The 24,984-nt window shown below is 45.7% G+C and carries 15 protein-coding genes, 4 tRNA genes and 3 rRNA genes; 8 read left to right on the forward strand and 14 right to left on the reverse strand.

What is annotated here, in order from left to right:
• Positions 1-440: 440 nt before the first annotated feature.
• The 10 genes from OCU74_RS12440 to rluD form a co-directional block, all read right to left on the reverse strand.
• Positions 441-517 (reverse strand) — tRNA-Trp (locus OCU74_RS12440).
• A gap of 34 nt (positions 518-551) precedes the next feature.
• Positions 552-628: transfer RNA gene (locus tag OCU74_RS12445), tRNA-Asp, on the reverse strand.
• A 92-nt stretch (positions 629-720) separates the two neighbouring features.
• Positions 721-836: ribosomal RNA gene (gene rrf, locus OCU74_RS12450) — 5S ribosomal RNA — on the reverse strand.
• Positions 837-917: 81 nt separating this feature from the next.
• Positions 918-3,806, reverse strand: a 23S ribosomal RNA gene (locus OCU74_RS12455).
• A 317-nt stretch (positions 3,807-4,123) separates the two neighbouring features.
• A tRNA-Ala gene (locus OCU74_RS12460) sits at positions 4,124-4,199 on the reverse strand.
• Between the two features lie 95 nt (positions 4,200-4,294).
• Positions 4,295-4,371: transfer RNA gene (locus OCU74_RS12465), tRNA-Ile, on the reverse strand.
• 62 nt (positions 4,372-4,433) lie between these two features.
• Positions 4,434-5,975 (reverse strand): 16S ribosomal RNA (locus tag OCU74_RS12470).
• Together the 16S, 23S and 5S rRNA genes with 4 tRNA genes alongside form the textbook arrangement of a ribosomal RNA operon.
• A gap of 531 nt (positions 5,976-6,506) precedes the next feature.
• On the reverse strand, positions 6,507-9,080 hold the full coding sequence (clpB, locus tag OCU74_RS12475) for an ATP-dependent chaperone ClpB (protein WP_087481422.1): 2,574 nt from the start codon (positions 9,078-9,080) through the stop codon (positions 6,507-6,509).
• A gap of 108 nt (positions 9,081-9,188) precedes the next feature.
• The gene (pgeF, locus tag OCU74_RS12480) at positions 9,189-9,908 is read right to left on the reverse strand and encodes a peptidoglycan editing factor PgeF (protein WP_087481447.1); all 720 of its coding nucleotides are present in this window, start codon (positions 9,906-9,908) and stop codon (positions 9,189-9,191) included.
• A complete protein-coding gene (gene rluD / locus OCU74_RS12485; protein WP_087481421.1) occupies positions 9,908-10,885 on the reverse strand; it encodes a 23S rRNA pseudouridine(1911/1915/1917) synthase RluD in 978 nt (325 codons plus the stop codon). The genes pgeF and rluD overlap by 1 nt, the downstream gene beginning before the upstream one ends.
• A 153-nt stretch (positions 10,886-11,038) precedes the next feature.
• On the opposite strand from rluD, the gene bamD reads away from it, so the two are divergent.
• From bamD to yjjX, 6 genes are all read left to right on the forward strand, one after another.
• Positions 11,039-11,764, forward strand: a complete 726-nt coding sequence (gene bamD / locus OCU74_RS12490; protein WP_087481420.1) for an outer membrane protein assembly factor BamD — start codon at positions 11,039-11,041, stop codon at positions 11,762-11,764.
• A gap of 332 nt (positions 11,765-12,096) precedes the next feature.
• Complete coding sequence (gene hpf / locus OCU74_RS12495) at positions 12,097-12,420, forward strand: ribosome hibernation-promoting factor, HPF/YfiA family (RefSeq protein WP_087481419.1); 324 nt, start codon at positions 12,097-12,099, stop codon at positions 12,418-12,420.
• A gap of 256 nt (positions 12,421-12,676) precedes the next feature.
• Positions 12,677-13,852 (forward strand): prephenate dehydratase, encoded by a 1,176-nt coding sequence (gene pheA / locus OCU74_RS12500; RefSeq protein WP_087481418.1) that lies wholly within the window; start codon positions 12,677-12,679, stop codon positions 13,850-13,852.
• Between the two features lie 168 nt (positions 13,853-14,020).
• Complete coding sequence (locus OCU74_RS12505; RefSeq protein ID WP_087481446.1) at positions 14,021-15,067, forward strand: polyamine ABC transporter substrate-binding protein; 1,047 nt, start codon at positions 14,021-14,023, stop codon at positions 15,065-15,067.
• Positions 15,051-17,396 carry a putative bifunctional diguanylate cyclase/phosphodiesterase gene (locus tag OCU74_RS12510; RefSeq protein ID WP_087481417.1) on the forward strand — a complete coding sequence of 782 codons (2,346 nt, stop codon included), beginning with the start codon at positions 15,051-15,053 and terminating at the stop codon, positions 17,394-17,396. The genes OCU74_RS12505 and OCU74_RS12510 overlap by 17 nt, the downstream gene beginning before the upstream one ends.
• Complete coding sequence (yjjX, locus tag OCU74_RS12515) at positions 17,359-17,898, forward strand: inosine/xanthosine triphosphatase (protein ID WP_087481416.1); 540 nt, start codon at positions 17,359-17,361, stop codon at positions 17,896-17,898. The genes OCU74_RS12510 and yjjX overlap by 38 nt, the downstream gene beginning before the upstream one ends.
• Before the next feature lie 81 nt (positions 17,899-17,979).
• Here the strand turns inward: yjjX and trpR are convergent, their stop codons facing one another.
• Both trpR and OCU74_RS12525 read right to left on the reverse strand, forming a co-directional pair.
• Positions 17,980-18,279, reverse strand: coding sequence for a trp operon repressor (gene trpR, locus OCU74_RS12520; RefSeq protein ID WP_087481415.1), 300 nt, complete (start codon positions 18,277-18,279; stop codon positions 17,980-17,982).
• Between the two features lie 60 nt (positions 18,280-18,339).
• Positions 18,340-20,253, reverse strand: coding sequence for a transglycosylase SLT domain-containing protein (locus OCU74_RS12525; protein ID WP_159457430.1), 1,914 nt, complete (start codon positions 20,251-20,253; stop codon positions 18,340-18,342).
• Between the two features lie 280 nt (positions 20,254-20,533).
• Between OCU74_RS12525 and ettA the strand changes: the two genes are divergently transcribed.
• Both ettA and OCU74_RS12535 read left to right on the forward strand, forming a co-directional pair.
• Positions 20,534-22,201, forward strand: a complete 1,668-nt coding sequence (ettA, locus tag OCU74_RS12530; RefSeq protein ID WP_087481414.1) for an energy-dependent translational throttle protein EttA — start codon at positions 20,534-20,536, stop codon at positions 22,199-22,201.
• Between the two features lie 128 nt (positions 22,202-22,329).
• Positions 22,330-22,701: a PilZ domain-containing protein gene (locus OCU74_RS12535; RefSeq protein WP_087481413.1), complete on the forward strand. Its 372-nt coding sequence runs from the start codon at positions 22,330-22,332 to the stop codon at positions 22,699-22,701.
• A gap of 48 nt (positions 22,702-22,749) precedes the next feature.
• Here OCU74_RS12535 and tyrA read toward each other — a convergent pair whose 3' ends face one another.
• Entirely contained in the window at positions 22,750-23,877 is a 1,128-nt protein-coding gene (gene tyrA / locus OCU74_RS12540) for a bifunctional chorismate mutase/prephenate dehydrogenase (protein WP_087481412.1), read from the reverse strand.
• An 11-nt stretch (positions 23,878-23,888) separates the two neighbouring features.
• Positions 23,889-24,959, reverse strand: a complete 1,071-nt coding sequence (locus OCU74_RS12545) for a 3-deoxy-7-phosphoheptulonate synthase (protein ID WP_390623630.1) — start codon at positions 24,957-24,959, stop codon at positions 23,889-23,891.
• Positions 24,960-24,984: the final 25 nt, after the last annotated feature.

The raw sequence follows: 24,984 nt of genomic DNA on the forward strand, positions 1-24,984 counted from the left end.
CTAGCATGAAAACTGCTATTGCTACTCATCTTAAAGTATCAGTGAATTGCAAGTTATATCGAACGTTGCAATCCTCATTGACGATTTTTGCATTAACTGTCATTCATGCTCTGTATAGGTATACACCGTACACATGTGACTGTTAGTGAAGTCTATCTATAGCTCAAGAGAACTAGGATAGAGGCAATCAGAATAGAGATGTAGTTAACAATACGTTGGGTGTCAAAACTATGATGTTTCACTACAACAAAACAACAGAGGATGGCGAAAATTGCAAACCAGTCATCTAATGAGAAGTATGGGATCTATCTTTACCAAGCCTTAGGGGTTACCAGATAGTTTAAGTGAAGATAGATTTAGAGATGTGATTATTTTCTTACTATATACAAAAAACCCGCTCAATGAGCGGGTTTCGTTTTGCATAATTATGCAATTTGTAATGGCAGGGGTGGAGGGATTCGAACCCCCAACACGCGGATTTGGAATCCGCTGCTCTGCCAATTGGAGCTACACCCCTGTAACCGACTTAATAAGCCGAAAGTATTAATAAGTGGCGGAGCGGACGGGACTCGAACCCGCGACCCCCGGCGTGACAGGCCGGTATTCTAACCAACTGAACTACCGCTCCACTTTTCAATCTGTCTGCTAAATCAAGTCTGATGCAACTGCTGCTTCATTTAGCCTCGTTCTCATCTTCTCAAAGACAAAAACATAATGTAAGCCTGGCGATGACCTACTCTCACATGGGGAGACCCCACACTACCATCGGCGCTGTTTCGTTTCACTTCTGAGTTCGGCATGGAATCAGGTGGGTCCAAAACGCTATGGCCGCCAGGCAAATTCTTCTAATCCGGAAAGCTGTATTCTCATATCCACAATCAAGTCTCTTCAGAGCCCTAAAACCCCTTCGGTGTTGTATGGTTAAGTCTCACGGGCAATTAGTACAGGTTAGCTCAATGCCTCACAGCACTTACACACCCTGCCTATCAACGTTCTGGTCTCGAACAACCCTTCAGGACACTTTAAGTGCCAGGGAAGACTCATCTCAGGGCTCGCTTCCCGCTTAGATGCTTTCAGCGGTTATCGATTCCGAACTTAGCTACCGGGCAATGCGATTGGCATCACAACCCGAACACCAGAGGTTCGTCCACTCCGGTCCTCTCGTACTAGGAGCAGCCCCCTTCAATCTTCCAACGCCCACGGCAGATAGGGACCGAACTGTCTCACGACGTTCTAAACCCAGCTCGCGTACCACTTTAAATGGCGAACAGCCATACCCTTGGGACCGACTTCAGCCCCAGGATGTGATGAGCCGACATCGAGGTGCCAAACACCGCCGTCGATATGAACTCTTGGGCGGTATCAGCCTGTTATCCCCGGAGTACCTTTTATCCGTTGAGCGATGGCCCTTCCATTCAGAACCACCGGATCACTATGACCTGCTTTCGCACCTGCTCGAGCCGTCACTCTCGCAGTCAAGCGGGCTTATGCCATTACACTAACCTCACGATGTCCAACCGTGATTAGCCCACCTTCGTGCTCCTCCGTTACTCTTTGGGAGGAGACCGCCCCAGTCAAACTACCCACCAGGCACTGTCCTCAACCCGGATTACGGGCCTAAGTTAGAACATCAAACATACAAGGGTGGTATTTCAAGGTCGGCTCCACAATCACTGGCGTGACTGCTTCAAAGCCTCCCACCTATCCTACACATGTAGGCTCAATGTTCAGTGCCAAGCTGTAGTAAAGGTTCACGGGGTCTTTCCGTCTAGCCGCGGGTACACTGCATCTTCACAGCGATTTCAATTTCACTGAGTCTCGGGTGGAGACAGCGTGGCCATCATTACGCCATTCGTGCAGGTCGGAACTTACCCGACAAGGAATTTCGCTACCTTAGGACCGTTATAGTTACGGCCGCCGTTTACCGGGGCTTCGATCAAGAGCTTCGCATACGCTAACCCCATCAATTAACCTTCCGGCACCGGGCAGGCGTCACACCGTATACGTCATCTTACGATTTTGCACAGTGCTGTGTTTTTAATAAACAGTTGCAGCCACCTGGTATCTGCGACTCCCGTCAGCTCCATCCGCAAGGGACTTCACCATCAGGAGCGTACCTTCTCCCGAAGTTACGGTACCATTTTGCCTAGTTCCTTCACCCGAGTTCTCTCAAGCGCCTTGGTATTCTCTACCCGACCACCTGTGTCGGTTTGGGGTACGATTTCTTGTGAACTGAAGCTTAGAGGCTTTTCCCGGAAGCATGGCATCAATGACTTCACTACCGTAGCAGCTCGACATCGTGTCTCAGCCTGTTGTGGAACCGGATTTGCCTAATCCCACAGCCTACGCACTTGAACCTGGACAACCGTCGCCAGGCCCACCTAGCCTTCTCCGTCCCCCCATCGCATTCACAACAAGTACGGGAATATTAACCCGTTTCCCATCGACTACGCCTTTCGGCCTCGCCTTAGGGGTCGACTCACCCTGCCCCGATTAACGTTGGACAGGAACCCTTGGTCTTCCGGCGAGGAGGTTTTTCACCCCCTTTGTCGTTACTCATGTCAGCATTCGCACTTCTGATACGTCCAGCATGCCTTACAGCACACCTTCAGCCGCTTACAGAACGCTCCCCTACCCAATATGATAAATCACATTGCCGCAGCTTCGGTTTACAGCTTAGCCCCGTTACATCTTCCGCGCAGGCCGACTCGACTAGTGAGCTATTACGCTTTCTTTAAATGATGGCTGCTTCTAAGCCAACATCCTAGCTGTCTGAGCCTTCCCACATCGTTTCCCACTTAGCTGTAATTTGGGACCTTAGCTGGCGGTCTGGGTTGTTTCCCTCTCCACGACGGACGTTAGCACCCGCCGTGTGTCTCCCGGATAGTACTTACTGGTATTCGGAGTTTGCAAAGGGTTGGTAAGTCGGGATGACCCCCTAGCCTTAACAGTGCTCTACCCCCAGTAGTATTCGTCCGAGGCGCTACCTAAATAGCTTTCGGGGAGAACCAGCTATCTCCGGGTTTGATTGGCCTTTCACCCCTAGCCACAAGTCATCCGCTAATTTTTCAACATTAGTCGGTTCGGTCCTCCAGTTGATGTTACTCAACCTTCAACCTGCCCATGGCTAGATCACCCGGTTTCGGGTCTATATCCAGAGACTAAGCGCCCAGTTAAGACTCGCTTTCGCTACGGCTCCCCTATACGGTTAACCTTGCCACTGAATATAAGTCGCTGACCCATTATACAAAAGGTACGCAGTCACAGGACAAAGCCTGCTCCTACTGCTTGTACGTACACGGTTTCAGGTTCTATTTCACTCCCCTCACAGGGGTTCTTTTCGCCTTTCCCTCACGGTACTGGTTCACTATCGGTCAGTCAGGAGTATTTAGCCTTGGAGGATGGTCCCCCCATATTCAGACAGGATATCACGTGTCCCGCCTTACTCGATTTCACTTAAGCAGCGCTGCCGGTTACGGGGCTGTCACCCTGTATCGCGTGCCTTTCCAGACACTTCACCTGACGCTGCCTATGCTTAAGGGCTGGTCCGATTTCGCTCGCCGCTACTTTCGGAATCTCGGTTGATTTCTTTTCCTCGGGGTACTTAGATGTTTCAGTTCTCCCGGTTCGCCTCATTAACCTATGGATTCAGTTAATGATACATGCTTATGCATGTGGGTTTCCCCATTCGGAAATCTCAGACTCAAGTGGCTCTTACTGCCTCATCTGAGCTTATCGCAAGTTAGTACGTCCTTCATCGCCTCTGACTGCCAAGGCATCCACCGTGTACGCTTAGTCACTTAACCATACAACCCGAAGAAGTTTCAGATTGCACTGTCAGCAACCAAAGTTGTCTCTCATTGATTTACATGAGCGAGAGACTGGTTTTGCCGGACTCAATTGAATACATACATTAAATGTATTCCAAGAACACTTGATTGTGTTGGTCTTTCTCTTTCGAGAAAGTATTGAGAACTTTTACAAGTAATCTGTTGTTTCTTTAAAAACAACCATTACTTTGTCAGCTTTCCAAATTGTTAAAGAGCAAGATTTTACTTCATTCAAAGCAAAACCATTTCTAAATATTCTCTTTCTTAACACTCTAAAAAAGAACACTTAAAGATGGTGGAGCTATGCGGGATCGAACCGCAGACCTCCTGCGTGCAAGGCAGGCGCTCTCCCAGCTGAGCTATAGCCCCATCGCGGCATATTGCAAATTTTCTTATGCAAGGCAAGTTATGAGGAAGCATATCAATAATATGCGACGAATAACTTAACACAGCAGAAGGAAATTTGGTGGGTCTGAGTGGACTTGAACCACCGACCTCTCGCTTATCAGGCGAACGCTCTAACCACCTGAGCTACAGACCCAAAATCTCTTCTCTATAAACCAAATCAATCTGTGTGAACACTCATACAACAACATCTTTACGTAAGGAGGTGATCCAGCGCCAGGTTCCCCTAGCGCTACCTTGTTACGACTTCACCCCAGTCATGAACCACAAAGTGGCAAGCGTCCTCCCGAAGGTTAAACTACCTGCTTCTTTTGCAGCCCACTCCCATGGTGTGACGGGCGGTGTGTACAAGGCCCGGGAACGTATTCACCGTAGCATTCTGATCTACGATTACTAGCGATTCCGACTTCATGGAGTCGAGTTGCAGACTCCAATCCGGACTACGACGTACTTTTTGGGATTCGCATGCTCTCGCGAGTTAGCTGCCCTCTGTATACGCCATTGTAGCACGTGTGTAGCCCTACTCGTAAGGGCCATGATGACTTGACGTCGTCCCCACCTTCCTCCGGTTTATCACCGGCAGTCTCCCTGAAGTTCCCGGCCTAACCGCTGGCAATCAAGGATAAGGGTTGCGCTCGTTGCGGGACTTAACCCAACATTTCACAACACGAGCTGACGACAGCCATGCAGCACCTGTCTCAGAGCTCCCGAAGGCACACCAGAATCTCTTCCGGCTTCTCTGGATGTCAAGAGTAGGTAAGGTTCTTCGCGTTGCATCGAATTAAACCACATGCTCCACCGCTTGTGCGGGCCCCCGTCAATTCATTTGAGTTTTAATCTTGCGACCGTACTCCCCAGGCGGTCTACTTAACGCGTTAGCTCCGAAAGCCACGACTCTGGGTCACAACCTCCAAGTAGACATCGTTTACGGCGTGGACTACCAGGGTATCTAATCCTGTTTGCTCCCCACGCTTTCGCATCTGAGTGTCAGTATCTGTCCAGGGGGCCGCCTTCGCCACCGGTATTCCTTCAGATCTCTACGCATTTCACCGCTACACCTGAAATTCTACCCCCCTCTACAGTACTCTAGCCTGCCAGTTTCAAATGCAACTCCGAGGTTAAGCCCCGGGCTTTCACATCTGACTTAACAGACCACCTGCATGCGCTTTACGCCCAGTAATTCCGATTAACGCTCGCACCCTCCGTATTACCGCGGCTGCTGGCACGGAGTTAGCCGGTGCTTCTTCTGCAGCTAACGTCAAAGAACAGCTCTATTAAAACTATCCCCTTCCTCACTGCTGAAAGTACTTTACAACCCGAAGGCCTTCTTCATACACGCGGCATGGCTGCATCAGGCTTGCGCCCATTGTGCAATATTCCCCACTGCTGCCTCCCGTAGGAGTCTGGACCGTGTCTCAGTTCCAGTGTGGCTGATCATCCTCTCAGACCAGCTAGGGATCGTCGCCTTGGTGAGCCCTTACCTCACCAACTAGCTAATCCCACCTGGGCATATCCTGACGCGAGAGGCCCGAAGGTCCCCCTCTTTGGTCCGTAGACATTATGCGGTATTAGCCATCGTTTCCAATGGTTATCCCCCACATCAGGGCAATTTCCCAGGCTTTACTCACCCGTCCGCCGCTCGACGCCGAGAAAGCAAGCTTTCTCTCGTTTCCGCTCGACTTGCATGTGTTAGGCCTGCCGCCAGCGTTCAATCTGAGCCATGATCAAACTCTTCAATTAAAAGTTTTTTTGAAGCCTAAGCTTCGGCTCAATGAATACTGTTCATCTTACATAAATGTAAGACTGAATTGACTGTGCTGAACTTCAATTCCCAAAAGAATCTCGGTTCGGTTGGTCACTCGTATCATTGATAAAATCTTTTGGATGTTTATCGACGAGTGCCCACACAGATTGATTGGTCTATATTGTTAAAGAGCTTTGCTTCACAGCGCTTAGCACTTGAAGCGGACGGACATTTTAGCGAGATAACTTTTTGTGTCAAACACTTTTTTCATTCTCTCTTTTGAGCTTCACAAAACTCAAAATACCGTCATCGAATCGCGACTCAGTCCCGAGACAACGAGGCGCATTATATTGCGTTAATTCAACTTAGCAATAGGAAAATTCATAAATTTATTCTTTTTCCATTCAACAGATTAAACATTGACCGAAGCGGTCAAGTTTCTAGCAATTTCATCCAGCAAATACTCCCTTCAGGTCTTTCTGAAACAAGAAAAGGTGTCATTCGACACCTTTTCATCCATGTAAGACTTACTGTGACATTACTATCTGACTCTCTTTTACAGAGAGAAGTATCGGTTTTCCCGGTAGCAGTTCCCCGCTTAGAATCGATTTCGCCAATGGGTTTTCCACAGATTGCTGTATTGCCCGCTTTAATGGCCTTGCGCCGTAAACAGGGTCATAACCAACCTGAGCGATCAACTCTAACGCTTCATCATCCACTTCAAGTTCATAATCTCTCTCTAGCATCCGCTGACGCAAGTGCTCGATCTGAATAGAAGCAATAGACTTAATTTGTCCTTTACCCAGAGGATGGAAAACAACACTTTCATCAATCCGGTTCAGGAACTCTGGCCTGAAGTGTTTACTGACAACATCCATAACCTGCTCTTTCATCGTTTCATAATTCAGCTCTTTAAAATGTTCCTGAATATGAGATGATCCCAAATTCGAGGTCATAATGACGACCGTATTACGAAAATCAACCGTTCTACCCTGCCCATCAGTCAGACGCCCATCATCCAATACCTGAAGCAGAATGTTAAAGACATCCACATGTGCCTTTTCAACTTCATCAAGCAAAATTACAGAATATGGTTTTCTCCGGACCGCTTCTGTCAGATATCCACCTTCTTCATATCCGACATAACCGGGAGGTGCACCAACCAGACGTGCAACAGAATGTTTTTCCATAAACTCAGACATATCGATCCGAACCATCGCATCATCACTGTCAAACATAAAGTTTGCTAATGCCTTGCATAATTCGGTCTTCCCGACACCAGTTGGTCCAAGAAACAGGAATGAACCAATTGGACGGTTCGGATCAGACAGACCGGCCCGGCTACGACGAATTGCATTAGATACAACCTCTACAGCTTCTCCCTGCCCAATAACCCGCTTATGCAGCATATTTTCCATACGCAGCAGTTTTTCTTTTTCAGCTTCAAGCATTTTGGAAACCGGAATACCAGTCTGTTTTGACAATACCTCAGCAATCTCAGCATCTGTTACTTTGTTTTTCAGTAATGTCATCTCCTGCATTTCAGCCTGAGCCGCCAAATCAAGTTGTTTTTCGAGTTCAGGTATTCTGCCGTATTGCAGTTCTGACATGCGGCTCAGATCTGTCGCTCTTCGGGCTACTTCAAGATCCAAACGAGCCTGTTCCAGTTCAGCCTTGATGTGTTGAGTTCCGGAAAGAGCAGCTTTTTCAGCATTCCAGACTTCTTCCAGTTCCGCATACTCCCGCTCTTTCTCCTGCAGTTCTTCATTGAGAATATCCAGCCTTTTTTCGCTGGCGTCATCGTGCTCATTACTTAAAGCCTGCTGCTCTATTTTTAACTGAACAATTTTCCGCTCTAACTTATCTAACGCTTCCGGTTTTGAATCAATCTGTAGACGGATACTCGAAGCAGCCTCATCAATCAGGTCAATCGCCTTATCCGGTAGCTGCCGATCTGAAATATAACGGTGGGATAAACTCGCAGCTGAAACAATCGCCGGATCAGTAATTTCAACATGATGATGCAACTCATAGCGTTCTTTCAGACCGCGTAAAATCGCGACGGTATCTTCGACAGTCGGCTCATCAACCAACACTTTCTGGAAGCGGCGTTCAAGGGCTGCATCTTTCTCAATATACTGACGATATTCATCCAGTGTTGTAGCACCAACACAGTGAAGTTCACCCCGGGCTAATGCCGGTTTCAGCATATTTCCGGCATCCATTGAACCTTCCCCTTTACCGGCGCCGACCATGGTATGAAGCTCATCAATGAACAGAATGATGTTTCCTTCTTCTTTCGCCAGTTCATTCAGTACCGATTTCAGACGTTCTTCAAACTCACCGCGATATTTTGCACCAGCAACCAGAGCTCCCATATCTAAAGACAGAACCCGCCGTCCACGAAGCCCTTCCGGAACTTCACTATTCACAATTCGCTGCGCCAACCCTTCAACAATTGCGGTTTTCCCTACTCCCGGCTCACCAATAATGACGGGATTATTTTTAGTCCGGCGTTGCAGTACCTGAATCGTGCGTCTGATTTCATCATCTCGCCCAATCACAGGATCTAATTTGCCCTGTTCTGCACGTTCGGTCAGGTCAATGGTGTATTTTTCAAGTGCCTGGCGTAACTCTTCTGCATTCGGGTCATTGACTTTCTGTCCACCACGAATTTTTTCGATCGCATCTGAAACTTTCTTTTCAGTCAAACCGATCTCTTTCAGAAGTTCACCCAACGGGCCTTTATCTTCTAAGGCAGCCAAGAGAAAAATTTCAGAAGAAATATAGGCGTCTTGGCGTTTCTGTGCGACTTTGTCACATAAATTCAGAAGAGATCCCATTGCATTAGAGAGTTGAACTTCACCTCCAATCCCACTCACTTTGGGAAGACGGTCGAGCATTTCTCCAAGCTTTGAACGCAAATGCATGACATCCACATCAAGCATGGTCAACAATGGCCGAATCGGACTACCGTTCTGATCCAGCAATGAAACCATTAAATGGACAGGTTCGATGTATTGATGATCACGCCCAAGTGCAAGTGACTGAGCATCAGAAATAGCAATCTGGAATTTGCTGGTAAATCGGTCAAGACGCATATACCTATCTCCTGTTTTCTCCGGAGCAATAAAACTTCACTGTTAGAAAAATGGATACGTCTTGTCGTTTTTTCAAGGGGCAGAATCAAATCACCAACATAAAAATAGTTATTCGATCCAAATAAATGAGGCTTGTCTTCCTGTTACACCATCCCGCCGGAAAGAAAAGAAATTGTGTGAGTCACTGTATGTACATAAACCACTGGCAGAAACACGCTCAACCCCAATCCGGTGCAGACGCTGTTTTGCCAGCATCTCCAGATCTGCAGACCATTTCCCGACCTGTTCCCGTGCTTCAAATGCTTGTTCGGCAACCGGATCGTTTCTGGTAAACGCTTCAACAACATCATCCCCGACTTCAAACGCGGTTTTGCCAATGGCCGGCCCCAACCACACCATCACCTCGCCAGAAAAGCAGGAGACAGCTTCCTCTAGAATCCCGTGAGCCAGTCCCCGCCATCCGGCGTGGACCGCAGCAACCTCCGTTCCGGCGGTGTTAGTCAGCAAAACAGGAAGACAGTCTGCGGTCATAACAGCACATACAATACCGGGGTTCTGAGTAAAAATACCATCAGCATCCAATGCCTTATCCGTAGGCTGATCAACTGACAGTACTGTGGTCGAATGAGTCTGATTCATCCATACCGGCGCAGATGGCATGCCCGCATACGCAATAACCCGTTTGCGATTTTCAGCAACATGCTCCGGTACATCACCAACATGCATCCCCAGATTCAGACTTTTATATTTCCCCGTCGAAACACCCTGTTGTCGCGTCGAAGAAACAGCCCGAATTCCGGGAGGAAGCTGCCAGTCAGGTGTAATCATCATGAATACTCATCTTGTCCGTACTTATTTGCATCGTCACGTAGAGCTTCTGTCAGAGTAACCATATCCTCAGGAACCGGGGCATGGAACTCCAGTGCATCTCCCGTAATCGGATGCTCAAATTTCAGCATAACCGCATGCAGAGCCTGACGATCAAAGTTTCTAATCAATTCAACAACCAGCTCATCAGCCCCTTTAGGAATTCTGACCCGCCCACCATAAGCAATATCCCCAAGCAGAGGATGCTGAATCGATGCCATATGCACACGAATCTGGTGAGTACGGCCGGTTTCCAGACGAAGCCGGATCCGGGTATGTTCACGGAAATGTTCAGCAACCCGGTAATGTGTCACTGCCGGTTTCCCCATTGGGGATACTGCCATTAATGTCCGCTTTGTCGGATGCCTCCCGATCGGTTTATCAACAACACCACCGGCTGTCATTGTCCCTATTGCAATCGCCTCATATTCACGGGTAATTTTTCTTTTCTGGAGTGCCCGGACTAAACGGGTTTGAGCCGGAACGGTTTTCGCAACAACCATCAATCCAGTGGTGTCTTTGTCCAAACGGTGGACAATACCGGCTCTCGGCACCTCGGCAATCTGCGGATAATGATGCAGTAAAGCGTTCAGAACCGTACCATCAGGAGTCCCTGCCCCCGGGTGAACGACAAAATCTCGCGGTTTATTGATCACCAGAATATCATCATCTTCATAGACAATATCCAAGGCGATATCCTGAGGAAGCCAGCGTTCCTCGTCTTCCAGTTCAGCCTGAAGAACAATTTCTTCACCACCCATCACTTTCTGACGAGGTTTCGTTACCACTTCTCCATCGACAACAACTTTCCCGGATAGTAACCATTCTTTCAGACGGGAACGGGAAAAATCAGAAAACAACTCGGCAATCGCCTGATCCAGACGCTGCCCTAATTGACTATCTTTTACGGTATTCTTTAATTCAATCTGCTGAGCCATATCGAACTTTTTAAAAAACAAGGAGACTAATAGTCCCTAGTATGGATAAAATAATGCGCTTATTGTATCTGTTACCACTGAGAAAGTAACGTAACCTTTTACAAAGAGAACTTTCACTGAACTATTTTGATATTAAAGGAAGCCACTTCTGACATGAAATACCAAGCTTTATCAGGTCTACTTGCGCTTACACTTCTTGCGGGATGCTCAAGCAGTGAACATGTTGTTCCCGACATCCCGCCGTCACAACTCTATTCAGAAGCCAAAGTCTCTTTACAAAGTGGTAATTGGAGCAGTGCGATTGAAAAACTGGAAGCGATGGATTCGCGTTATCCGTTCGGAGCGTACTCAAAACAGGTCCAGCTTGATCTCATTTATGCCTACTATAAAAGTGATCAGCTAGCCATGAGTCTGGCAACTATCGATCGCTTTATGCGTCTGAATCCAACCCATGAAAAAATAGATTGGGTACTTTATATGCGAGGCCTGACTAATATCGCCCAAGATACGAACTTCATGCAGGAACTGTTTAATATTGATCGTTCGGATCGGGATCCGGAACCCGCCAAAGAAGCCTTTGCTGATTTTAAGAAATTACTTCAGCGCTACCCGGACAGTCCTTATGCTAAAGACGCGCACCAGCGGCTTTATGCATTAAAAAACCGACTGGCTAACTATGACCTGGCAACAGCAGATTTTTATCTGAGAAGAGAAGCATGGATTGCAGCAATTAAACGGTGTCAGGAATTACAGAAAACATTCCCGGATACGGAAGCGGCGAAAAAGTCATTACGAATCCAGTTAGAAGCCTACCAAAAACTGGGGTTAACCGATGCAGCCAAGAGAACTCAGTCGCTCATCGCATTGAACCCTCTCTAACAATTTGACACTGACTCCCAGCTCCCCGAAAAACAAGTATGATTTGGGGAGCAAAGATAGCTTTTTAAATCAACTACTTTGATGTCATTTTTACAGGTCGAAAAAAACCACTAAAAAACAGATATTTTTCAGTTCAACCTTTCTCTAATCTATCGTGGCGTAAAATATTCTCAACCCTTTTTTCACTTTCTCTCGATGACTCTTTGCGACAGATCACGTTTGAATCGATGCCAGAATTCCTCATTCATTTAAATGATCAATGTCACATTTTTTCCACCTCAAACAGGTACTCTGAAAGTAATCCAGATGGGATCGCAACAGAGGAATCACGTATGAAAGTAAACATTATCGGTAAAAACATTGAAGTCACCTCTGCAATCCGTGAGCATATCGAAGGGAAAATAAAAAAACTGGAAAAATGGCAAGTCGACATCATTGGCTGTCAGACCACTTTCCAGGAAGAACCGGATAAAAAGAAAAAATTTGAAGCTATTATCTCTATTCCCAAAGGGCAACTCGTCGCCTCAGCAACACATGACGACTTATATATTGCCGTCAATGAAGTCGAACAAAAACTGGAACGCCAACTCAACAAGCTGAGACACAAACCAGAAGCCAGACGGACCGACAAGATCACCCCGTCAGCAACCTTGTAAAAACAGATCAATACTCCATTTCAAACAGCGCTTTCCAGGCGCTGTTTTTTTGCTTGACGCCTTATGGCACCTTGCTTATTGTGTCACTAAATTTTCACATTCAGTTTTATATGCATCAAATAATTCAGCTCCGGAGTCCTATATCAGAATGACAAATTAAGGGAGATTCCAGATTCTGCCCGTCATTTGAGCATATGAAATAACAAATGAAGGACCTCCTATCATTGTGGAGGTCTTTTCTTATGAGGAAAAAGTTATGACGTCTCAGAAGTACTCTTTACAGGATATCCGCTTAAGACTGAACGAGTTAGACGATCAGTTGCTCCAATTACTATCAGAACGCCGAAAACTAAGTATTGAAGTTGCCAAGAGCAAAGTGGAAACAGCCAAACCTGTTCGTGATGCCGACAGAGAGCAACAATTACTGGTAAAACTCATCAACAATGGAAAAGAAAAGTACCAGTTGGATGCGCAATACATCACCAAAGTCTTTTATACCATCATTGAAGATTCGGTATTGCTGCAACAAACCTATTTGCAGAACTTAGCCAACCCAGCTCATCAGAAACCAACCTCAAGAGTTGCATTTCTCGGAGCGAAAGGATCTTATTCACACCTGGCAACCCGTGAATATTTCAGCCGGAAAAACGTCGAACTGGTTGAACTGAACTGTGAACAGTTCAAAGATGTCACCAAAGCAGTTGAATCAGGGCATGCAGATTACGGCGTTTTACCCATAGAAAATACCAGCTCAGGCTCAATCAACGAAGTGTATGACTTACTGCAACGCACAACACTTCATATCGTTGGTGAATTAACATTTCCTATCGAACACTGCCTGTTGGCAACTCAGGACATTCACCTTGAAGATCTAAAAGTACTCTACTCTCACCCACAGCCATTGCAGCAATGCAGTGAATTTCTGGGGTATTTACAGGGAGTTACGCTGGAGTCGTGCATCAGTACGGCTGACGCCATGCAAAAAGTCAAAGAGATGAACCGCAGTGATGTCGCGGCAATCGGCAATGCCTCCAGCGGAAAACTATATGGTTTACAACCAATTAAAAATAATATTGCCAACCAGACAGAAAATTATACCCGCTTTATTATTGTTGCCCGTAAACCTGTTGAAGTTTCTCTGCAAATCCCGGCCAAAACAACTCTCATTATGGCAACCTCACAAGAAGCAGGCTCATTAGTCTCGACACTTCAGGTTCTGCAAAAGCTGGGAATTAACATGACCAAGCTGGAATCCAGACCAGTGATGGGAAATCCATGGGAAGAAATGTTCTATGTTGATTTAGAGTCCCATTTGGCTTCAGCTGAAATGCAAAGTGCCTTGAGAGAATTAACCAAATTAACCAAGTTTCTGAAAGTGCTGGGTTGTTACCCAATTGAAAATGTGAAACCGACACAAGTGGAACAAAACTGAGAAACTTATTATTTCCATCCCAGAAAAGCTGACAATACGGCATTGACGACATAGAATGAGCTCAATTAATTTCCCGTCGTATTGTTGGCCCATCAATAAATGAAAACAACAAGTAGTTTTTTCTCATGAATGGAGCGGATAGCACGTCAGACGCTAAACTTATAAATGATGAATAAACAACTCGCTAGAATACTGATTCTTATCCTTGTCGGGCTTCCATTCTCTGCTATTTCGGCAGGGCTTAATATTTACCTATGGGAAGATACATTATCGAACAAGGTTATATCTGACTGGGAAAGAAAGTTTAATTACCCTTTGAATCTCTTCCATTTTGATAATGATGATGAACGTAGCCTGCTCATGCTGAAAAGTCTTCAGCTTCCTTTCGATATCATTGTTCTGGATAACGTTTCTGCTCATATTTTTGCACGTCAGGATACCTTCGAAGATCTCTCATCACTGAAAAATCGCCAATATATTGATCCTCGGTGGAATAAAATCTGTGGTACACATGCCATTCCTTATTTCTGGGGAAGTGTTGGTATTGTCTACAGGAAAAATAAAGTATCTTCACCACCACAGACATGGTCCGATTTCATCAACCCACCTCCAGAGTTAAAAGGGCACATAGGGATGATTCAGGATAGTGTCGAAACACTACTCCCCTTTTTGTATGCTCACCATCTGTCGCCGATAACCGACACCCTTTCTGAATTAAAAGCAGCTTATCAGGCGATGACTGAACTGAGCCCCGATATACTTACCTATGAATATGCATTGAGTTACGTCAGGAGTCACAAGAACAATGACAACCTATACATGGCATTAGGATATAGCGGAGATCAATCTTCGTTAAATCGATATTTTCAGAACAATAACTGGAAATTCGTCACACCGGCAGGACCACAATTTCTTTGGGTTGACTGCATGGCAATAAACAGTAATTCAGAAAATAAAAAAGCAGCAAAAGACTTTCTGAATTATCTGATGCAACCCGATATCGCGGCTCAGAATGCTTTGGATATTGGTGCTGCAACCCCAAATAAGGCAGCATTAAAATTGCTGCCTCCAAGTTTTATTCATGACAAGAGTATTTTTCCACCAATCAATAAAATGAAAAACACAATGATTGATTCGGAATTATCACCACTGAATTTGAATATACGGGCAAAAATCATCAACAGTCTGATAAATCAACATGAAGCTCAACCATAGAATATTATTACTCATCGCTCCCGTTATTTTATTCAGCGCAGCTGCATCCAGTTACATAATTTACGTAACACAAAAAGATGCACTTATAAAAAGGACCGATAGTTATCTACAACTCAACATGGAGAAACTAGCCGGATATTATCGTCAAACAAATACTCTGGTCAGTAGCTATGCCTATACTTTGGCGAAAAGCGATATTATCCGCCACTACTTTTTTCATGAGCAAAATCCGTTCCGGGAGCTCGAACTCGTCGATAACCTTCATGAAACCATCCACACATTACAGCCCAAACAAAAGCAGTTTGTTGCTCTTTCGATTCTGAATGGACAGCGTAAAGTCCTTTATTACGCGGAAAGAAGTAATGATCCTTTTGCTCAAATGGATCCAAAACTTCTCAGATATATCGGGCAAATCTATCAACAGACGAAGAAAACTGCCTATGTCGGCTACACTGAAAATTCTTCTGGTGAAGGCGTATTACTTCGTTACGATGTTCTGGATACCAAAACGCTGGAAACACCTTTAAGTTATAATCAGGATGAAATCTTTTTTGTCGTTGTCTACGCTACGCTAAACCGTTTCAATGTCCTGAAAAAAAATCTGGAATTCGATAATAAAACCACTATTTTCTTCACCGGCAAGCCACCTGAAAAAGAAGGATTGTCCCAAACGGTCGAACTTCAGTCGGGTTTGTCCGCAACCCTCGATCCGGCACCATTTATCCTGAATCATCAGTTGAACTCTATTCAGAAAGAGTTGATCTTCGCTTTTGGTATATCGGCATTTTTCACGGTCCTTCTGTTACTACTGCTTCTGTATAAACACGTGATCAATCCAATTTCTCGTCTGGATAATCAACTTCAGGAAGTTGAAAATAACGAACGGAAAAACATTGAAGTACTCCCGACCAATGATGAAATCGGACGCCTGTCATCACGTTTCTATGTCATGTATACCGAGCTGGAAAAAACCTACCAGCAAACAAAAGTACTGGCGGAAAATGATCACCTGACAAACCTGGCAAACCGACATCAGTTCCAGCGTCACGCCAAAACCATTCTTTCGCAGACGCATACACATGTCTGGGCTCTTTACATTGATTTAGATAATTTTAAATACGTCAATGACAAATATGGACACCAAATCGGTGATTCGCTGCTGATCAATTTTGCCAATCATGTCAAAACACTCTGTCAGTATTTTAATCAGACTTATCAGATCCATAGTCTGGCTTCCCGACTCTCCGGAGATGAGTTCGCAATTCTTCTGCAATCATCTACCGAACAACCGGGAATCGAGGACGAATTTGCACAAAAGCTGCTGGAACCGATACAAAACCGGACTCATTCTCCCATGGGGAATTTTCCGATCACGGCCAGTATCGGTATTGCCACATTCCCGGAGGATGGTCAGCATATAGAAAAACTCCTTTCAAATGCCGACACAGCAATGTATCAGGCCAAAAATGCAGGAAAAAACCAGATAGCCCATTACTCAAGAGAACTGGATAAAATTGTTCAGCGCCGAGCGAATATTGAACGGGCACTGAGAGCGGGCTCTTTTGACCACGAGTTCAGCTTGGTTTACCAACCCTATTTCACCTGCTCAGGAAAAGCAGTATCAGGATTCGAAGTACTACTTCGCTGGGAATCGGCTCATCTGGGGGACATTTCACCAGATGAGTTCATCCCAATCGCCGAGCAAACCGGTCTGTTCGGGGAAATTGATCGCTGGGTGATCCGCAAAGCTTTTGAGGAATTTTCCAGAGTTCAGGAAATACAGACTGAACCTAAAAAGATTGCAATTAATCTGTCATCCGCAGAACTGGATTCAATGCAACTTGCAGAATATATTGAAGAGCTTGCAATCACTTATCGTATTCCGGTACACCTGATAGAGTTCGAAATTACGGAAACTTTTGCAGCAGAGTCTCAGAGCTTCCCACTATTACATGAACTATCCAAACTCGGATTTGGTCTGACAATTGATGATTTTGGCTCCGGATATACTTCTATTTCACAGTTGGTTCAGTATCCGGTCCAGAAGATAAAACTGGACCGCCAGTTTCTTGATACACTGATAGCCAGTCAAAAGCATCAGGTAGTGAAGCCATTGATCGACTTATGTCATTCTCAAAATATGAAAGTCACCGCGGAAGGAATAGAAACTGAGAGTATGCATCAGTGGCTTTCCGACTATCAGTGCGATTATTTACAAGGATATTATTTCGGTAAACCAATGACAGTAGCAGAACTGAAGAACTGGAAGTACAACCAAGAGGAATCAGATAATGAGCCGAATTATCGTAGCATCGCTCAACCCAGTTAAGCTCAAAGCCGTAGAAAATGCATTTCAGGAAGTTTTTCCTGAACATCAGTCAGAAGTAGTTGGTATATCGGTCGCAAGTGGCGTATCAGAACAACCAATGAGTGATTCTGAAACCCGCTTAGGCGCATTAAACCGGGTTTCCAATGCCAGGAAAGAGATCCCAGGTGCTGATTTTTATGTCGGACTGGAAGCCGGTATAGAAAATGGATTCACTTATGCGTGGATGGTCATTGAATCCGAGCAGAAAAGAGGAGAATCCAGATCTTCAAGCCTGATACTTCCACCAGAGGTCGTTATACAGTTAAACGCTGACACAGAGCTCGGAAATGTCATGGATGAGCTGTTTCAGACACAGAATATCAAACAACAGGGCGGTGCAATTGGTTTACTCACCAATCATCTGCTCACTCGTTGTTCGGTCTATCATCAGGCTCTGATTCTGGCTCTGGTTCCTTTTGCCAATCCGACACTCTATCCAGACAATATTATCACAGCCCGGTAAAAAGAAAGTGGGCAAATAAAAGCATTCAAGCCAGCCTGTCAGACACAAGCCGGCTTGAATGGTAATGGTGTGTACGAATTGTTAATCTTTCCCGAACAGTAAATCAGCCAGAGCCGCTTTATCATCTTCAGAACAAACTTTCAGTTCATTCGAACCCCGGGTAATTGTTGCAACGCCGACACCAAGCATCTGGCTCATCTGCCGCTGCGATAAATCACCTTTGAGCAACTCATAAAAAATATTAATTCTGGAAACCAGTGTTTCCCGTTCATCAGAAGTCATCATCATGGTCAACAACATCTCCAGACGTTCCTGCTCCGATGCTTCCTTTAGCAGATCCAACAAGGACTGCCAGTCAGTAAATTTCGGTTGCTGTAACATTACCGTACTCATTCATTGATACACGCCTTTCCATTGTAGAGCTTTCACCGATCAATGGAATCAATATTTTGTATCAATTTCCATATGCTGTAAAAAATCTCCTTCAATTCCCATTAAGTAACGGTAATAGGTTTCAAACATCAGGATATTTTGCACATATCCCCGGGTTTCACGAAATGGGATCAGTTCAATAAACCGGTAAACATCCAGTTCTCCATCCGAATCGTTCAGCCATTGGTCCACCCGGTAAGGTCCGGCATTATATGCTGCAAAAGCCAGTACCCGGTTACCTTCATAGCGAGCCAGTAATTCATTGAGATACTGACTTCCCAGTTCAATATTTTTCTTCACATTAAACAGGTCACTTGAGCTGTGATACTGAAGCTGATATTTCTTGGCAACATGCCGCGCAGTTGAAGGCAAAAGCTGCATCAGACCTTTAGCGCCAACCGGCGAATGAGCTTTGATATCCATCGCACTTTCCTGCCTTGCCAGAGACATCAGCGTAATCGGATCAATGTTGTGTTTATTACCAAAAAATTCAAACCATTTCAGATAAGCTCTGGGAAAGCGTAAATCCAGATTCCCCCATAACTCTGCCTGAATAGCTGCGACTACAGCCAAATGATACCAGTGCGCGGTAGAAGCATAGCGTGCCAGCATAGCCCGCTCCTCAACAGAAGCCCGCTGAAGTAACCAGTGCCACTCACTTTTAGAGGCGACTATTTTTCCCCGGTCAATCAGCTCCCCGATGCGAATCAATGCTTTTTGGTAAGGTTCTATCAAATCAGGATCATAGGTCAGCGTATTTGTTCGATAAACAAATGGTTGTTGCAGAAATTCAGAAGCCGCCACACCATAGAAATTCCGTAATTCGGTGAGCGCAGCCAGTGTTTTCACACCTTCAGCCGTATTTCCGGATGCCATTTCACTCCGTCCCAGCCAAAACTGCCATCTGGGAAGTTGCTGTACAGATTCGGGTAAACGGCTAATCCAACGACTGATATTGACCCAGTTTCCATGGCCAATTTCCTGACGAATACGTTGTTCTATCAAGTCCGGATCACCACTTTCAGCAATGATCTGATCCCGCCACGCCGTCACACCAGAGACCTCATCTCCATCTAACAGTTGACTGGCCAGATAATGGGAAACTTCCCTCTGCTCTTCTGGTGTAAGTGAAGAGAGCAGTTGCTGGGCTATCAGAGAATAAACGGCTATCGGTTTGACTGCCGCCCACTTTTTTAAACCTAATACAATGATTTTTGACTCATCCGGACGCAGCTTTTCTGAATTCATCAGTGCCAGCACCTGTTCCGGATGCCGGTATACATCGAGCAAACGCAGAGCCTGCGAACGAGACTTATCTGTCTGAATCTGCCGACTCAGATACTTCATCAGAGAAAAGTTGCTTTGTTCAAAGGCGAGAAACATTCGTTTGATAATTTGCCGGTCAGAAAAATACCTTGTTTTATGCCATTGAGAAAAAAGGAAATCACAGGCATCGGATACACTATCTCCGCTAAGCCATAATGATTCAGCTCCCCGGTATGCTTCACTTTTTCTGCCGGTATGCCACATTGCTGTGTAATAGTAGCAACGGTATTTCTCCTGTCTGGGAGTCGATTTCTGGTAAGTCAGTAAAAGCGCCCATTTTTTCTCCTGAGCCAACGCATCAAGATAGGGAGCACTAATCCGGCCGGAGAATGGGAATTCCCGGTGACTATCAATAAAGTTTTTAATTACAAGCGGTGGTTTATCGCCAATATTGACTAACATGGAGCGATAATCCAGATAAGGTGTAAGTGGATAGCTCAGTAGCTGTTCCCGGACATCATGGTATTTTCTGACATCTTTCTTATCCAGCCAGAGCTGGGCACGATCATAGAGCTGACGCTGTTGTTCCAGAGTCAGCTTATCTTTTGCAGAGATGTTCTGTGCGTAGAAACTCCCAGTTAAAACACAGAGCATCATGGGCAGTATGTATCTCCCCCACGACACTTTCATGAACGGTAAAACCTTCTTTCTTTCCCGGAATGCTTCCTTAACATTTTAGTCATTATTTCCTCATTTTTTACATGAGGAAGGCTAAATTAACAAAAAATTCAAAACAACACCCGATTGCATATTTTTTCACAAATCATCTGACTCCCCCAAAGTCTGAACTAAAAAAATAACAGCTAGTAACAAATGTCATCTGATTAGTATAAAATGCGCGTTTTGATCTACGAGTAACAATTAGGAACGATCGGCAATGGCTGAATACGTGTACACGATGTCCCGGGTGAGCAAAATTGTTCCCCCGAAGAGACAAATCCTGAAAGATATCTCTCTGAGTTTTTTCCCTGGCGCTAAAATTGGCGTACTGGGTCTCAATGGTGCCGGTAAATCAACCCTGCTCCGCATCATGGCTGGTATTGATAAAGACATAGATGGGGAAGCCCGCCCACAACCCGGACTGAATGTTGGTTATCTCCCTCAGGAACCGGTGCTGGATGAGAGTAAGACTGTCCGTGAAATCGTTGAAGAAGCAGTATCAGATGTCAAAAATGCTCTGGTACGCCTTGATGAAGTCTATGCGGCCTACGCAGAACCGGATGCAGATTTTGACGCACTGGCAAAAGAACAGGGCGAACTGGAAGCATTGATTCAGACCAAAGATGGTCACAACCTCGATAATATGCTGGAACGAGCCGCTGATGCACTACGTCTGCCGGAGTGGGACGCTAAAATCAGTAATCTGTCCGGGGGAGAACGTCGCCGGGTTGCTATCTGTCGCCTTCTGCTGGAAAAACCGGACATGTTGTTACTGGACGAGCCAACCAACCACCTGGATGCCGAATCCGTGGCCTGGCTGGAGCATTTTCTCGTCGATTACAGCGGCACTGTCGTTGCGATTACCCACGACCGTTACTTCCTGGATAATGCCGCTGGCTGGATTCTTGAGCTTGACCGTGGTGAAGGTATTCCCTGGCAGGGAAATTATACCTCCTGGCTGGAGCAGAAAGATGCTCGCTTAAAACAAGAAGCAGCTCAGGAAAAAGCCCGTCAGAAAACGATTGAGAAAGAGCTTGAATGGGTACGTCAGAATCCAAAAGGGCGTCAGGCTAAATCCAAGGCCCGGATGGCCCGTTTTGAAGAACTGCAAAGCACCGATCACCAAAAACGGAATGAGACCAACGAGCTCTTCATCCCACCAGGTGAACGTTTAGGTGAAAAAGTCATTGAAGTGAAAAATCTGACAAAATCCTTCGATGGCCGGGTACTGATTGATGATCTCTCTTTCAGTATGCCGAAAGGCGCGATTGTTGGAATCATCGGTCCGAACGGTGCCGGGAAATCAACCCTGTTCAAAATGCTCAGTGGTGTAGAGCAGCCGGATTCAGGTACGATAGACGTTGGCGATACCGTAAAACTGGCTTCAGTAGACCAGTTCCGTGACAGCATGAATGATAAAAATACCGTCTTCCAGGAAATCTCAGAAGGTGCCGATATTATCCGGATCAACAACTTTGAAATCCCTGCCCGGGCTTACTGTTCCCGGTTTAACTTCAAAGGTGTTGATCAGCAAAAAGTTATCGGAGAGTTATCCGGTGGAGAACGTAACCGTGTCCATCTGGCAAAACTGCTCAAAGCTGGCGGAAACGTCTTACTGCTTGATGAACCAACCAACGATCTGGACGTTGAAACACTCCGGGCACTGGAAGAAGCTTTACTTGAGTTTCCCGGATGTGCCATGGTGATTTCGCATGACCGCTGGTTCCTGGATAGAATTGCGACACATATTCTTGATTACCGTGATGAAGGACAGGTTAACTTCTACGAAGGTAACTATACTGAATACACAGAGTGGCTAAAACAGACACTGGGTGCCCAAGCTGCGGAACCACATCGCATCAAATACAAACGTATCGCGAAATAGTGTTTTCTGTTTGAATGAAAAGGCCGCCACTTGCGGCCTTTTTTATCCCTGTAAAGATGATTGAACCACTATTGGCGAAACATCTTTTCTGTTTGGCCGACCCATCATCTACATACAGAGACAGAGATATGGCAGAAAAACGTCGATTTTCACGTATTATCTACCGGGCTCCGGCTTTAGTGACCCAGGATTCCATTCGCCTTGCAACAACAGTTCAGGATCTATCCCTGCATGGGGTGCTTCTTTCGATCGATGGTGAGCCAAGACTTGATCCCGAACAACCCATTTACATTGAATTTCCGCTCCCTGAAAGCGATATTTCAATTCAGATGACAGCTAATATTGTCAGCCTGCACGACAGTATATTACGGGCCAGTATTGCTTATATTGATGTAGAGAGTATCTCTCATCTAAAACGACTGGTTGAACTGAATGTCGGTGATGACTCACTATTACACCGGGAACTTGAGCATCTGTCCGATCTGGGGAATGAGCATTAAGACAGGTTAGTCACAATAAAAAAGAGCGGAAAAACCGCTCTTTTTTACTTAACCACGATGAATTGCATCATTGGCATGTTTGAGTAAATTCTGACTCTCTGACATGAATCTCTGCGAGTAGTCGCCAAACCATTGACTCACTTTAGAAAAATTCTCGATAAACTGTCCTTTATCTTTCTCATCAATGATCTTCATCGCCTCAGTAAAGCACTGATAGAAACGGCGGATCATCGCCATATTCTCTTCAGAGGAAAGAATAATATCACCATAGAGATTCGGATCCTGCCCAAACAGACGGCCAACCATCACCAACTCCAGACGGTAAATCGGAGAGCTGAGCTGAAGTAATTTTTCCAGTTCAGGATTCTCTTTCGACAAGTGCAGCCCATAGACATAAGAAGTAAAGTGCCTTAGAGCCTGAATCAGTGTCATACCATGATCATGAGCTTCTGCACTGATCTGGCATAAACTGGCTCCCCAGATAGAAATCTGTTGTAACAGCCACTGATAACTTTCTTCCCCACGACCATTACAGTAAACAACAACCTGTTTGGCCAGACTGGGAACATCTGGCCCAAACATAGGATGTAACCCGACAACCGGACCTGAGTGAACATCCAGCATCGCTTGCAGTGGCTTGGATTTTATCGATGTTAAATCACACAAAATGCAGTCTTCAGGCAAATTCCCCAATTTGGCAATCACGTCCAGTGTCAGATGAATCGGTACGGTCACTACAACCATACCGGCATCACACAACAGTTCATCTGCGCGATCCCAATCCTGACTGCCCAGAATTTTCACCGTATAACCAGATAAGCGAAACATCCGGGCAAAAAGACTGCCTAACTGCCCTTGCCCACCGACAATAACAATCGGACGCAGATCCGGATTCAGGCACTTAAAACCAGCATCCTTCTCACTAGAATAAGACTCCCGCATCGTCCGACGCAGAATATCTTCAATCAGTTGAGCCGGTACACCCTGTTTCTCAGCTTCTTCACGGCGCGCAGCCAACATGGCAGCCTCACGATCCGGGGCATAAATCGGTAAACCATACTGACTTTTCACTTCCCCGACTTTCTCAACCAACGCCAGACGGCGAGCAAGAAGTTCAATCATCTGTTGATCGACTTCATCTATCTGATCTCGTAACGCGTTGAGCTCAACTGCCATGAACAACCTCTTTAATCTTGCAAACGTTTTTCTAAAAACGGAACCAGTTCCTGATGCGCACGACGCAGCAGTGTGTCTGTCGCTTCCCAGCTAATACATGCATCAGTAATCGATACACCGTACTGCATCTCCTCACGAGGTAAATCGGCAGACTGGTTTCCTTCATGAATATGACTTTCGATCATCAACCCTATAATTGAACGATTTCCCTCACGAATCTGATGGATAGCATCTTCAGCAACCAGAGGCTGACGACGGAAATCTTTACGAGAATTCGCATGACTACAATCTATCATCAATGATGAGTCAAGTTTTGCATTTTGCATTTCTGCTTCACATTCGGCAACAGAAACCGAATCGTAGTTGGTCTGTTTTCCGCCACGCAGAATAACATGCCCGTTAGGATTTCCCTGAGTGGTCAGCAAAGCAACCTGACCTTCCGCATTAATTCCCATAAAACGGTGGCTGGATGACGCAGCCTGCATCGCATTGATCGCCGTAGCCAGACTGCCGTCTGTACCATTTTTAAAACCGATCGGCATGGATAAACCACTTGCCATTTCCCGGTGTGTCTGTGACTCGGTCGTTCTTGCTCCTATAGCCGCCCAGCTAAATGTATCGGAGAGATACTGAGGACTGATCGGGTCAAGTGCTTCCGTTGCCAGAGGGATTTCCATTTCAGCCAGCTCAACCAGTAGCTGACGGCCCACATGTAATCCGTGTTCAATATCAAATGATCCATCCAGATGCGGATCATTGATCAGCCCTTTCCAACCGACGGTTGTCCGTGGCTTCTCAAAATAAACCCGCATCACCAGATAAAGCTGATCACTGACTGCTGCCGACAATTCCTTAAAACGTCTGGCATAATCTTTAGCAGCATCCAAATCATGAATTGAACAGGGTCCGCACACAACCAGTAAACGATGATCCCGTTTATGGATAATATCGGCAATCGTCTGACGTGACTGATGAATAAACTGCTGTGCCTTCTCACTCAACGGAAGTTTCTCTTTCAGCGCTTCCGGAGTAATCAGAACCTGCTGTTCAACTATATTAATGTCATTTAATTCATTCATCATCACCACCCGTACAAAATTATTTACA

The organism is Vibrio mangrovi, assembly GCF_024346955.1.
Taxonomy (GTDB): domain Bacteria; phylum Pseudomonadota; class Gammaproteobacteria; order Enterobacterales; family Vibrionaceae; genus Vibrio; species Vibrio mangrovi.